The organism is Fulvivirga sedimenti (assembly GCF_020328055.1).
On the sequence record NZ_JAIXNE010000003.1, the window covers coordinates 852,629 to 865,535 of the forward strand.

13 protein-coding genes are annotated in these 12,907 nt (G+C 45.5%); 8 read left to right on the top strand and 5 right to left on the bottom strand.

The window, feature by feature from the left end:
* Window position 1: 1 nt before the first annotated feature.
* The 4 genes from LDX50_RS16105 to LDX50_RS16120 all read right to left on the bottom strand — a co-directional run bounded on the left by LDX50_RS16105 (window position 2) and on the right by LDX50_RS16120 (window position 3,801).
* Entirely contained in the window at window positions 2-1,117 is a 1,116-nt protein-coding gene (locus tag LDX50_RS16105; RefSeq protein ID WP_225698331.1) for a DegT/DnrJ/EryC1/StrS family aminotransferase, read from the bottom strand.
* Entirely contained in the window at window positions 1,107-2,390 is a 1,284-nt protein-coding gene (locus tag LDX50_RS16110) for a glycosyltransferase family 4 protein (RefSeq protein WP_225698332.1), read from the bottom strand. Before LDX50_RS16110 ends, LDX50_RS16105 begins: the two co-directional genes overlap by 11 nt.
* Before the next feature lie 29 nt (window positions 2,391-2,419).
* On the bottom strand, window positions 2,420-3,103 hold the full coding sequence (locus LDX50_RS16115; protein ID WP_225698333.1) for a TIGR04283 family arsenosugar biosynthesis glycosyltransferase: 684 nt from the start codon (window positions 3,101-3,103) through the stop codon (window positions 2,420-2,422).
* Between the two features lie 188 nt (window positions 3,104-3,291).
* The gene (locus LDX50_RS16120; protein ID WP_225698334.1) at window positions 3,292-3,801 is read right to left on the bottom strand and encodes a hypothetical protein; all 510 of its coding nucleotides are present in this window, start codon (window positions 3,799-3,801) and stop codon (window positions 3,292-3,294) included.
* Window positions 3,802-3,853: 52 nt separating this feature from the next.
* Between LDX50_RS16120 and LDX50_RS16125 the strand changes: the two genes are divergently transcribed.
* The 5 genes from LDX50_RS16125 to paaD all read left to right on the top strand — a co-directional run bounded on the left by LDX50_RS16125 (window position 3,854) and on the right by paaD (window position 7,480).
* Entirely contained in the window at window positions 3,854-4,432 is a 579-nt protein-coding gene (locus LDX50_RS16125) for a TetR/AcrR family transcriptional regulator (RefSeq protein ID WP_225698335.1), read from the top strand.
* A gap of 42 nt (window positions 4,433-4,474) precedes the next feature.
* Complete coding sequence (paaA, locus tag LDX50_RS16130; protein WP_225698336.1) at window positions 4,475-5,461, top strand: 1,2-phenylacetyl-CoA epoxidase subunit PaaA; 987 nt, start codon at window positions 4,475-4,477, stop codon at window positions 5,459-5,461.
* Window positions 5,462-5,599: 138 nt separating this feature from the next.
* Window positions 5,600-6,211 (top strand): phenylacetic acid degradation b, encoded by a 612-nt coding sequence (locus tag LDX50_RS16135; RefSeq protein WP_225698337.1) that lies wholly within the window; start codon window positions 5,600-5,602, stop codon window positions 6,209-6,211.
* Window positions 6,208-6,963 carry a 1,2-phenylacetyl-CoA epoxidase subunit PaaC gene (paaC, locus tag LDX50_RS16140; RefSeq protein WP_225698338.1) on the top strand — a complete coding sequence of 252 codons (756 nt, stop codon included), beginning with the start codon at window positions 6,208-6,210 and terminating at the stop codon, window positions 6,961-6,963. The genes LDX50_RS16135 and paaC overlap by 4 nt, the downstream gene beginning before the upstream one ends.
* 31 nt (window positions 6,964-6,994) lie before the next feature.
* A complete protein-coding gene (gene paaD / locus LDX50_RS16145) occupies window positions 6,995-7,480 on the top strand; it encodes a 1,2-phenylacetyl-CoA epoxidase subunit PaaD (protein ID WP_225698339.1) in 486 nt (161 codons plus the stop codon).
* A gap of 5 nt (window positions 7,481-7,485) precedes the next feature.
* Here paaD and LDX50_RS16150 read toward each other — a convergent pair whose 3' ends face one another.
* A complete protein-coding gene (locus LDX50_RS16150) occupies window positions 7,486-8,124 on the bottom strand; it encodes a DUF6503 family protein (protein WP_225698340.1) in 639 nt (212 codons plus the stop codon).
* A 138-nt stretch (window positions 8,125-8,262) separates the two neighbouring features.
* On the opposite strand from LDX50_RS16150, the gene LDX50_RS16155 reads away from it, so the two are divergent.
* Genes LDX50_RS16155 through LDX50_RS16165 form a run of 3 tightly spaced genes read left to right on the top strand, consistent with a single transcriptional unit; the run spans window position 8,263 to window position 12,723 of the window.
* Window positions 8,263-9,324 (top strand): alkane 1-monooxygenase, encoded by a 1,062-nt coding sequence (locus LDX50_RS16155; protein WP_225698341.1) that lies wholly within the window; start codon window positions 8,263-8,265, stop codon window positions 9,322-9,324.
* Window positions 9,258-11,669, top strand: a complete 2,412-nt coding sequence (locus LDX50_RS16160; protein WP_225698342.1) for a TonB-dependent receptor — start codon at window positions 9,258-9,260, stop codon at window positions 11,667-11,669. Before LDX50_RS16155 ends, LDX50_RS16160 begins: the two co-directional genes overlap by 67 nt.
* Window positions 11,653-12,723 carry a DUF4249 domain-containing protein gene (locus LDX50_RS16165; RefSeq protein WP_225698343.1) on the top strand — a complete coding sequence of 357 codons (1,071 nt, stop codon included), beginning with the start codon at window positions 11,653-11,655 and terminating at the stop codon, window positions 12,721-12,723. The genes LDX50_RS16160 and LDX50_RS16165 overlap by 17 nt, the downstream gene beginning before the upstream one ends.
* Window positions 12,724-12,907 lie beyond the last annotated feature (184 nt).

A 12,907-nucleotide genomic window follows, 5' to 3' on the forward strand; every position in this document is an offset into this window, starting at 1 on the left:
GTCATTTCTGACCAAAGGCAACGAGGGCATCATTAATCCGACCGATTTCCCCGTCCGTTAATTCAGGAAATACCGGAAGCGAAACAATAGTTTTTGCCCTCCTCTCGGCCACCGACCATACTCCCCTGTAGTTACCCGATTGAAATGCAGGAGTTATCGGAATAGGCAACGGGTAATGAACAGCTGTTCCAATCCCGCGCTTCTTCATGAATTGTATGAATTCATCCCGCTCGCTGGTTCTCAATATAAACAAATGAACCACAGCGTTTTGATTCAGGTCAAACCCCATTTGAATACCCTGGATTGATTCTATGGTTGTTGCATATGACATTGCGATATCACGCCGCCGGGCATTCCATTGATCTACGTAAAGGAGCTTCTTAAACAGTATTGCCGCCTGAATTTCATCCATCCGACTGGTTTTACCGACAATCAGGTGAGTATCCTTGACAGGCTGACCATGATCACGGATTAGGCGCACCCGATCAATAAACCGGGAATCCGCAGAAGCAATGCAACCGGCATCGCCAAATGCACCAAGATTTTTTGTTGGATAAAAGCTGAATACCGCTGCATCCGCAAGTGTTCCGGCCATTCCCCATTGGGTTTTGAGTCCGATGGCGTGGGCACAGTCTTCCAATACAAGGATGTTATGCCGCCTGGCAATTTGCATGATGGATCCCAGGTCACAGACGGAGCCGTACATATGAACTGCAATGATCACCCTTGTCTTTTCCGTGATCAGAGGCTCAAGGCCGGCTGGATCAAGTTGTCCGGTTTCATCAAGTACATCGGCAAAAACAGGCGTAGCCCCGGTGAACAGCACAGCCTCGGCATCGGAAACCCATGTATTGGCAGGAACGATGACTTCATCCCCGGGGCCAATCTGCCAAGCGCGAAGAGCGACCTCCAGGGCATCGGTACCACTCGCACACCCAACAACATCCGCTGCTCCAAGCCATTCTGCAAAAGCTTTCTCAAATCCGGGTACTTCCGGGCCCGATTGAAATTTACCGGAACGAACGATGCGCTCAATTTCATTCATCCACTCGGATATGTGCTCAGCACCCTGCCGTGAGAGGTCAAAAAATGGTATGAAATCGTCGTTATCCTGCATGTTTGTTCATCAATGATGCAAGCCGGGTGGTGAGCTCCTTTCGGGAATACCTGTTAATCACATTCCTGTCCGGACCAGGCAATGAGCCAGTTTTTTTATACTCCAGGTACCATTCATTAAGAATTCCACAGATCCCCTCCGTATCGTCCCACCTCAGCACTACTCCTGCCCCGGTGTCACGAATTATCGTTGCAGCATCACCTTCAGGATCTCCGATTGCAAGAATGGGTTTACCGGCAGAAAGGTATTCAAATAATTTCCCCGGGATGTGGCCTTTCGCATTTGAACTTTTATTCATAAACATCAGAACAACCGTGCACTTCCGGTACGATTCAATCACCTCTTTATGGCTTATGCTTCCATGAATAGTCACCTGTTCTCCCGACTTATCCCAGGATTCAATAAATGTGTGAATTTCCGGGTCCATGACTCCATATAAATCAATTTTTAAAAGGTCATGAATCTCCGGATTCAATAATTGAAGTTGTTCCAGGGCCTCCCAGAAAGCCGGTGCATGGCGAAACTGATTGATTAGCCCAAAGTGTGCCAGCGAAAAGTTGTCGGGCCCGGTGTCTGTAACATTGCTGAAATCGGCCGTATCAAATCCATTGGTAATGACTTCTACCTGCCGATCGTACCTTTTATGAAGCGTTTCTGCCCAGGAAGGGCTTACGGTGAGAAGAATATCCGCTTTTCCGGCAACCTTCCTTTCCATTTTACGATGATAAGACCGCGCCAGCGCAGAGGTATGAAATTCATCGAGCATATCCCAGTCGCTCCACGGATCGCGGAAATCAGCAAGCCAGGGAATATTGAATTTCCCTTTCAGTGAGAGGCCGATCAAATGTATGCTATGGGGTGGTCCGGTCGTAACGATGAAATCAACGCGCCTGCTTTTCAGGTAATCCTTCAGGAACCTGACAGCCGGTTTTCGCCAGAATACCCTTGGGTCCGGAAGAAAAAAATTACCCCTTATGAACTTTGCAATTGATGACACAGACCCAGAAGTATTTCCCTGGGATACATTTGGGTTGCCGCCGGCTTTTTCGAATAACTGATATGGTTCCCAAATAGGTATGCGCAGCACTTCAATATTTTCATTCACTTCTTGTTCAAGTGAATCATCCTTAACAACAAATTGTGGATTTTCGGGGGTAAGAATTACCGGGTGCCAGCCTTCGTCTTCCAGGTAATTTGCAAATTTCATCCAGCGCTGCACACCACTTCCACCACTGGGTGGCCAATAATATGTGATGATCAGCACTGTTTTCATGTGGCAAAGATATAAGGCTGCAGTTTAAATCAATTATAAGGATAAAATTTTTGAAGCCATGCCGCGGGGACTCCTGCCCTGAATGCAAATACCAGAAAAATATTCATCAGCTGTTGGGAAATTATCCCGTTTTTACGGAATCTGCGTGAAGAGGTAACGATGGTGCTTTTCATTTTAACTACAGGCCCCATCTTTTTCAACCGCCTGTAGATTTCCACATCTTCCATAATCGGGATTTCCTTAAAACCACCTGTTTCAATGAATGTAGTGCGATGTAGAAAAAGCCCCTGATCTCCATAAGTAAAAAGCGAGTGATTCAATTTGCTCAGTTGACCATAGGCTCTCAACAAAACAGATTGCTCATCAAACTCCAGCGAAAAGGTGCCCGCAACGACGCCCGATGAAAGTGCTTCATGAAGCTCCTGATACCAGCACTCCGGCAAACGACTGTCGGCGTGCACAAAGAACAAAATATCTCCGGTGGCCATTGCCGCCCCTTCATTCATTTGTTTCGCCCTCCCACGTGAGGTAGAAATAAACTTCACACCGTGGGATTCACAAATCTTCCGCGTTTGGTCGGTACTTCCCCCATCGGCAACAATAATTTCCACAGGAACCCGTTTTGCCAACACAGACTTTAAAAGACCTGGTAACATGTTCTCTTCGTTGAGGGCAGGGATGATTACCGATATGGACTTTTTAAGGGTTTGCATGCAACCAAATCAAGATGTTACGGGTCTGTAGACAAAATCGTTCGTTCAACTTATGGATTTCGTGAGCAAACAACAAAGACAACAACTGATCATTTTAATCGGCATCCTGCTTGCGATTATGATTGCCGCTGCATTTTATTTTGAATTCATCCGAAATGCCGATGATGCCGTATCGGTAATTACACAACTTACAAATCCTCCTCAAACGCCAGGGTCATCTTTCTTACTGCCAGTGCATCTTCCTTAGATAATTTAAGATCCCGGCTATACCGGTCGTAGTAGGGTCTGATGAGTGACAGGGTAAAAAGATGCAGAACGTAAGTGCCGATCACATAATCTGACCCTGTAAGATAATAACCTACGACAAGCAGGAGACTCGCAGCCAGATTTCCAAGATATAATTTTTGGTATTGACTATATAATGCCCTGAATTGGGCTGCCAATCCATCTTCTTCCCTCACTTTTTCCAGATTACCCTGGTAATGAGTGTAGGCAAATGCAGTGACTAAAAGTGCTGAAATGATCGATGCAATCACCAGAAGTTGATTTTCACCCAATGGTGGTTCAAAATCATCGTGATTCGATTCCAGGAAAATATATCCCATCGGCAAAAGGGGCAATGCCAGGGTCAGGTGAAAAATGTTGTTCACCTTTTCATGGAAATTACGAATGTTTTTAAAACCCATATCTTTATCCATTCAAAACTAATAAATTACTTCCGGTTCACTGCCGAATAATTATTTTTGTATCATGCCGTTCTCGGAATCAAGAAAAGATCAGGTCATTCAGGCCGCTGCTGAATTATTCAGGGTTCGCGGCTATGCCGCCACTTCAATGCGCGATCTGGCGACAGAATTGGGCATCGAGGCAGCCAGTCTTTATTCCCATATAAAATCGAAAGAAGAAATTCTGATCACGCTTTGTTTTGGAATGGCCGAAAAATTCATGGATTCGCTCGATCAGGTTGAAAAGAATCAAAGCGGCTATGCCGGCCAGCTGCGTGCGGGCATTTTAGGGCATATTGCCGTAATGGCTGAAAACCTCACTGCATCAGCCGTCTTCATGAATGAACACAGGCACCTGAGCGATAAGTATCTGAAGGATTTTCTATTGCTGCGGATTAACTACATTAACCGGTTCAAGCGGATCATTGAAAGAGGAATTCGTGCTGGAGAGTTTAATCCTGTAGACACCAAACTCGCTGTAATGACACTGTTCTCATCCCTTAACTGGATGCCCCACTGGTATGATCCCGAAGGAATTATCGATCCGGAAAAACTTGGAAATCAGCTGGCTGACATGTTAATTGAAGGATTGAAAACGAAATAGCAAGTTTTTTTGTTACTATTGCGATAACCAAATAAATACCTAATGTACGGAGGAGGAAATACTTTTGAGCCGGTAAACAGTAAAGAACTTACCAATGAAGATCCGGTAAAACTTGAAGCCTTTGAAGCCCGTATTGAACGGGGTGAAAAAATTGAACCAACCGACTGGATGCCGGATTTATACCGAAAGCAGTTGATCCGCATGATTGAACAACATGCACACAGTGAAATTATTGGCGCTTTACCTGAAGGAACATGGATTACCCGTGCGCCCGGCTTCCGGAGGAAACTTGCCCTCATGGCAAAAGTTCAGGACGAAGTAGGTCATGCTCAACTTCTCTATGCTGCTGCTGAAACACTGGGCAAACCCAGGGAAGCGATGATCGATGACCTGATCAACGGTAAATCAAAATATTCAAACATTTTCAACTACCCCGCTTATACCTGGGCAGATGCGTGCTTTATCAGCTGGCTTGTTGATGCCGGTGCGATCGTGAATCAGCTGGCAAATGCCCGCGGAAGCTATGGTCCGTACTGCAGGGCACTCGACCGTATTTGCGCCGAGGAGTCATTTCATTTAAAATATGGCCATCACTGCGTAATCCACATGGCAACAGGAACAAAAAAACAGCGGCAAATGATGCAGGAAGCAATCGATCGCTGGTGGGCGCCCATGATGCACTTTTTCGGCCCGCCCGATAAAATGTCTGCCCATACAGAAGTTCTCATGAAATGGAAGGTTAAAATGGCCAGCAATGATGACATGAGAAACCAGTTCCTCGATATGTATGTGCCGAAAATATGGGAACTTGGTTTTACAATTCCGGACCCCAAATTAAGTAAAGACCAGGAAACAGGCCGGTGGGTTTATACCGAGCCGGACTGGGAGGAGTTCAAAAGGGTTATCAATGGTGACGGTCCGTGTAATGCCGAACGACTCGCTGTGCGAAGAACCGCCGAAGAGCGTGGACGCTGGGTTCGCGAGGCTTTGAAAACTCCGAAAACAGATTATGTAAAGCCCCTGGTATAACAGGAAAAATAATTGAAGAAACCCGCAGGCAAACCCTGCGGGTTTTTTTATTTATTCCTTTTGCCGCAGACATTGTTTCCTGTTGCTTATCCTCCGAAAACGATTGCATAGGAGCTACAAAAGGCGGATATTTGCAGTATGAAATCACTTGACCCCAGGGTAAACAGACTTCCCGAACTAAATGGCGAACTGGCACCTAAAGCACCACTGGATCAGCTGGGCACATTTGAGGTATTCACGCAGCTTCACGAAAACAAGCCGTACATTCATACCGGGGCAGTTCATGCGCCAAATGAAGAAATGGCTTTCCTGTTTGCCAAGGAACAGTTTTCCAGAAGACAAACATGCACAGGCCTTTTCGTTGTTGATACACGCAATGTGTATACAACCGGATTCACCGAAGATGATCAGAATATTTACTCATCTGTTCCCGACCAGACTCCCGGAACGGGCAATACGGAGTCCTATGAAGTGTTTCACCTGATGCGGCGTGGCAAACAACACGAACATATCGGTTCGGTGGAGGCAGATAGCTATCAGGGTGCGCTATCACTGGCCAAACCAGAATTCATTGATGGTAAGCCGGTGTTTAATGTCTGGGTCGTTAAAACATCAGACATCCTGTTCAATGACGAAGAGGATAAAATTATCTGGAATACCCTGCCGGAAAAACAATTCAGGGATGCAATTGCTTATAAGGCAGGGGATAAATTGAAAGATTTCAAGGAACGTAAACAGGCAGACCAATGAATACCGAGGCACTGAAAGAGATGTTATATAAAATGGCTGATGATCAGCTGATTATTGGCCACAGAAACAGTGAATGGACAGGTTTTGGGCCTCTTCTTGAAGAAGATATCGCATTCAGTTCAATGGCACAGGACAAAGTTGGACAAAGTTACGCCCTGTATCAAATGCTCAATGAACTCGGAGAAGGTGAACCCGACACAGTGGCTTTCATGCGAAATGCCGATCAGTTTCATAACTGTACGCTCACCGAACTGCCCAATGGCGAATACGACTTCAGCCTGATACGGCATTTCCTATTTGACGCTGCCGAAGCTATTCGCTTTGATATGCTTACACGTTCATCCTACAAACCACTCGCTGATCTTTCAATAAAAATCAGAGGCGAGATCCGGTATCATACAATGCATGCCCGAACGTGGATCCGGCAACTGGGCAATGCCACACCGGAAAGTGTAGAACGTTTACAGAATTCATTAAATGAAGCTTTGCCCCATGCCCTTGGCATATTTGAGCCCTCACCATTTGAGGATGAAATCATCTCTTCCGGTTTATTTGAAGGAGAACGTGCACTGCAGGCCGCATGGGAAATCGAAATAATGAAGGTACTCTCTGAGACAGTCCTGCAGGTTCCTGATTTAACCGCATTATCACCCTCCTATGGCGGCAGAATTGGAAAACATACACCCCATTTGCAACCGCTCCTGGATGAAATGGCAGAAGTATTCAGATCAGATCCTACCGCCGACTGGTAAACGAAACATCCTTAAAATCTGTTATTACTGTATGGGAAAGATAAGCGACGATCAAATTTATGACTGGCTTCAGGATGTCAAAGATCCGGAGATACCTGTAATATCGTTGGTAGACCTGGGTGTAATAACCCGTCTCGACTGGCAGGAAGAACACCTTACAGTTCATATGACCCCAACCTTCGTCGGCTGCCCGGCAATCGACTACATGAAACAGGATGTTATTGATGTATTGCACCAGCATGGCCTTCAGGAGGTGGATGTGAAAATAACTTATGAAACTTCCTGGAATTCAAATATGATTTCCGATCAGGGAAGAGAGGCACTGCGAAAGTTCGGATTGGCTCCTCCGCCAAAACACAATCTCATCGTTGATATAGATGTGCTGGAACATGCGACCTGCCCGGTATGTGGTAGTGAAAACACACAATTGAAAAATCCTTTCGGACCGACCGCATGCCGCTCCATTCACTATTGCGAGAATTGTAAGGAAACTTTTGAGCAGTTTAAACCTGTCTGAGTCCCCTACTCTCCTGATAATAGCAAATCCCGGCCGAGATATGCGCTGTCACTGAAAACATACCATGCACGGCTCTTGGGCAGTCTCATGCCCTGGACCTTTTCAATACCCTCCAGCTCAATCCATTCACCGGAACCATCATTTTTCAGGAAAGAATACCCCCGCAGCTGATAATCAGTTTGGTCAATATAATATGTCCACCTGTCTTCCTCATATTCTACCTGAAGTGTAAGAACATCATACCCATTCCATCTAATGGAATCCACCCGATCAATTAAAACCGTTCCACTATCTCTCAACTTCATAGGCAGCCCCCAGAGATAGAGGTAGTAATTTCTCAATCTTTCTGCACGGTTACAGTCAACGTTCCCTGAATTAATGAAACAAGAATCCTGAACCATGCCGTGATCCTCCACACTTCCGCGTCGAACTCTGAAATAGCCTGTATTATTGTCAATCCATACGGTAGTCTGCCGGGGACCGTTAGCCCCTTCCTCTTTGAAGTTCAAAATAGTTTCGAGTGATTGCCATTGGTTTTCCGGATCATGAAAACCGATAGAACGTTCCAGAATCTCCTCCGAAATAAGCTTTTGCTCACCGCAGCTAAGAAGAACAGAAATCAGCAGTAGAAAACTTAATTTCATTTCACAATATACAAATCATTGGCGTATTAATAATTTCAGCAAAACCCAAACCCCACAAAACCATAATTTGCCATATTTGGTTATCTTAAAGCGAGTAAACAGGAAGAAATGAATCCTATTCGGAAAATCGGCTTTTTTATGGCATTTATAATTCCTGCATCGGTAATTGTGGGTTATTACCTGGCAGGATGGTGGAACATGCTTTCGCTTGCCCTGGTATTTCTGATCATTCCTTTTCTTGACTACATGATCGGTACTTCCGATTATAATATCCCAAAGGATCGCATTTCAATCATCTCAGAGCAGTTCTTTTACAGGTTTGTCACCTATCTCTGGACGTATTTTCAGTTGCTGTTCCTTGCATGGGCCTTTTACGTGGTCACCTTTGGCCATCTTTCCTCCGTACAGGAGTGGATTGGGTTTACACTTGGAACCGGATTAGTAACGGGCGGAATCGGGATTACAGTAGCCCATGAACTAGGCCATAAAAAATCAGCTCTTGAAAGGCTGTACAGTAAAATTTTGCTGCTGACCGTTTGTTACATGCATTTTTATATCGAGCATAACAAGGGTCATCATGTTACAGTGGCAACACCCGAAGATCCCGCTACTTCACGTAAAAATGAGTCATTCTACGCATTTTGGTTTCGGAGCGTATTTCACGGGTATGCCCATGCATGGAAGATTGAGAATAATCGACTTAGAAGAAAAGGTGTTTCGGCCCTGAGTATTCATAACGAGATGATCTGGTTCAGCATCCTGCCGCTGATCTTCATCGCTGTGGTTACCGGAATATTCAGTATCTGGGCAAATCACTTTGTATGGCAGCTGCCTGTATTTTTCTTTGTGCAGAGCTTTATCGCATTCACACTCCTCGAACAGGTCAACTATATTGAGCATTACGGGATCGAGAGAAAGGAGATCGCGCCCGGTAAATATGAACGGGTTACCCCAATACACTCCTGGAATGCTTCCCACGTAATCAGTAATTTCTTCCTTTTTCAACTGCAACGGCACTCAGATCATCATGCAAATGCTATAAAACGATATCAGGTCCTGTATCATTATGATGAAAGTCCGCAGCTGCCCGCCGGTTACTCAACCATGATCATTCTGGCGTTGGTCCCCGGTCTGTGGTTCCATCTGATGAATCCACGGCTGGAATCCTGGCAATTGAAAAGCGAAAGGGTTCAGCAGTGATTCTTCGGGTCACTGTACTACTTACTCTACTCACTTTCTCCTGCTTCGGACAAAGCAAAGTTGTCCTTGACGGAATTATCGAGGATCAGCAGCGTCAACCTATAGAAGGTGCGACGATACTTGACCCGGCGGGCAATTTATTGGCGGTAACAGATCAGAATGGGAAATTTAGGGTTCAGATGCCACTGGGGACACATCTGCTGACGATCACACACATTTCATTTCTGAGTCGTACCTATCAGCACAATTTCCAAAGTCCGGAATTCGTGCGAATAACACTTGAAGCTACCACCCTCAGCCTTGAAGAAGTGATCATACGCGACAATAATCCGAAGGAGAATCTTCAAAGTACAATCCCGGGAGCATCAAAGCTTACCATAAAAAATATTGAGGCGATACCCGCTTTTCTGGGCGAAGTGGATGTGATCAAGGCGATCACCCTCCTTCCCGGGGTAAGTACCGTGGGTGAAGGTTCTTCGGGGTTCAATGTTCGTGGAGGGGCCATCGATCAGAATCTGGTCACTATCGATGGCATGCAGCTCTTTAATACATCACATGTACTCGGGTTTTTCTCCATCTTTCATCCGGATGCTACGCGCGACTTCACCCTGTACAAAGGGTATATACCAGCTGAATATGGCGGGCGGGCTTCATCTGTGCTTGCTGTGAACAGTCTTCAGGGGCAAACAGATGTCTGGAGTGCTGAAGCCGGGATCGGAAGTGTTTCAGGAAAGTTGACATTGCAAGGGCCCATTACCAAAAAGACGAGTATCCTGGCCGCGGCGAGGGTTACATATTCCGACTGGGTTCTTGGTTTGGTGAATGACCTTGATATTCAGAATAGCGCTGCAAACTTTTATGACATTTTCGTACGGGGTGATCATTTCTTCAATGATAAGCATCATGTCATGTTCTCCTACCTGGGGAGCGCAGACTCTTTCGACTATTCCAATAGTTTCGGATATGACTGGAGCAATTACGGATTTAACTTTAAGTATGATTTCCAGCCCTCAGCTGTGTGGCGTTTTGACGTAAATGCCAACTATCTTCAATACACAAACTCACTGCTCGATTATCAACCGGGCCTGGAATCTGAACTTCGGAATCAGATGGAAAAAATTCAGCTCAGGGTTAACGGAAAGCATACGACAGCTGCTCATGAGCTGGACTTTGGCCTCGAAATGACTGATTATAACCCGGGTGATGAAATACGAAATCCGCTAAATGAGGGCTCGTTCATATCACCTGACGGCATCAGCCGGGATCGCGGGCGTGAGCTGGCTTTTTACGTACAGGATATTTTTAAAGTCAGCGAACGCTTTGATATCAATGCCGGACTGCGCTTTAATTTATACAGCCAGATCGGACCATCCACTGAATATGAATACGACGGTGTTTTGAGCGATGATAACATTTCAGATACGCTCTTTTATAATGCGGGAGAAAAGATCATCACCTACAATAACCTCGCTCCACGGATCGCTTTTCGTTATGAATTGAGTGATCAGACTGTCCTGAAACTGGCGTACAACCGGATGTATCAATATATTCACCTCATCTCTAATACGACTTCCCCAACTCCTGTTGATCAATGGCAGGTAAGTACCCGATACATCCCTCCCACCCAATCCGATAATTTTTCCATCGGTGTTTATAAGAATTCTAAAAACGATCGCTGGGTTACATCGGTGGAGGCTTTTTACCGGAAGCTGGACAAAGTAGTCGAGTATCAGGATTTCGCGGAACTCATCCTTCAGGAGAACATTGAGGCTGAATTACTGATTGGTCAGGGCCGGGCATACGGACTTGAATTCTTTGTGAAACGACTCACACCGATCTGGACCGGGTGGGTTTCCTACGTCTACACAAGAAGCGAAGTATCCTTTCCGGGTGATGTGGAAACCATCAATTCCGGAGACTGGTTCCCGGCATATTACGATCAGCCTCATTCATTCAAATTTGTTTCAGATATACGAATGGGTAAATCCCGTAAAGGTAGTTTTGGGTCGACTATCGTTTATAATACCGGAAGACCGATCACGGCGCTTACATCTGACTATCTGCAGGGACCCCTGGTTGTTCCTCACTACTCAGATCGAAATGAATACAGGATTCCAAATTATTTCCGGATTGATGTGTCAATGACATTGGGCAGTATTATCCGGAAACTGGATGACCGCCTGACGATAAGCCTGTACAATTTACTGGGAAGACGTAACGCATATTCTGTATTTTATCAGCGGAATGATAATTCACCAATTCCCCGTGCCTACAAATTATCTGTTTTGGGATCCATTTTTCCATCAATCACTTATAGTTTGAAACTGGATGTCAGGAAACGCTAAACGATATTTTTATCTAATAGTGGTTTTCATCCTGGCCGGATGTGTTGAACCCATTGAATTTGATATTGATCGTGAAGGCCGGCAGTTGGTTGTGTATGGGCATATTGATGACGGTTCCGACAGGATGTTTGTTCAGCTTTCAAGAACCACTGCGGTGCCCAACCGTTTTCAACCGGAACCTGGCGCGCGAGTAACCCTGCATGATAACCTGGGAAATGAGGGGAGATTTTTTTCCGCCAACGATGAGGGAATTTATTATTACAGTGAGTTCACCATGCAAATTGTACCGGGCCGAAGCTACGTCTTACGGATTCGTACAGCTGGAGGTGATTTTTATGAGTCGGTCCCGGAAGAGATTCCCTTGCATCAGGCACAGTCAGATATATATGTGAATTTTGCCCGCATTGAAGTCAATACCGGATCTTTCAACGCGGTAATCACCAAAGACGTGATGCAGGTTAGTGCTGAAACGTTTCTTGAAGATCCATCGAAGCAGTATTATGTACGTTACACCCCCATCCAGACCTTCCGTTTCGACCCGACCAATTTTCCGGATATATTTAACACTATTCCCCCGGCATGTTTTGTAAACCGACGTATTCAGCCGGAGAATCTTGTCCTGTTCAATTCAAATGGTTTCCAGGGGACAGCTGTGCCACGGCAGTTTATCGCGCAGAATGAAATCGATTACGCTTTTATCGCAAAAAACGTGATCACGCTTGAAACCCACTCGATGACGCCCCAGGCCTACGACTATTGGAGAAAGATCAGGATCCTGCTGAATAATAACGGATCTATTTTCGACACTCCACCTGCCGCGGTAAAAGGAAACATTTTCAACATCAATGACCCGGATGAACAGGTCTTAGGTTATTTTGAAGCCACCAATAAGTCCATCAGCCGTGTGACAGCCTGGCGGGGAGATTTCCCATATCCTGTGCCTGATGATCCTTGTATCTACATACCAGGACAGGACGAAGAGAAGTATCTGAGGGAATGTATTGATTGCAGGATTCTGGAAGGCAGCACGTTTAACCAACCCTCTTTTTACTAAAATTCCCAAATAATTCATTGTATTCTGAATTAAGTTTATACTTTTGTCAGTCATAATGAAGTCTAACCAGTCATATAGCCCAATTTCAAGTGCTTTCCGCCCGGAAAGTGCGGTGTCTGTATTAAGGATCAGGCCATTCAGGCCCCTTGTGGGGTAATCGACTTTAGCGAAGGTACGTCCTTTG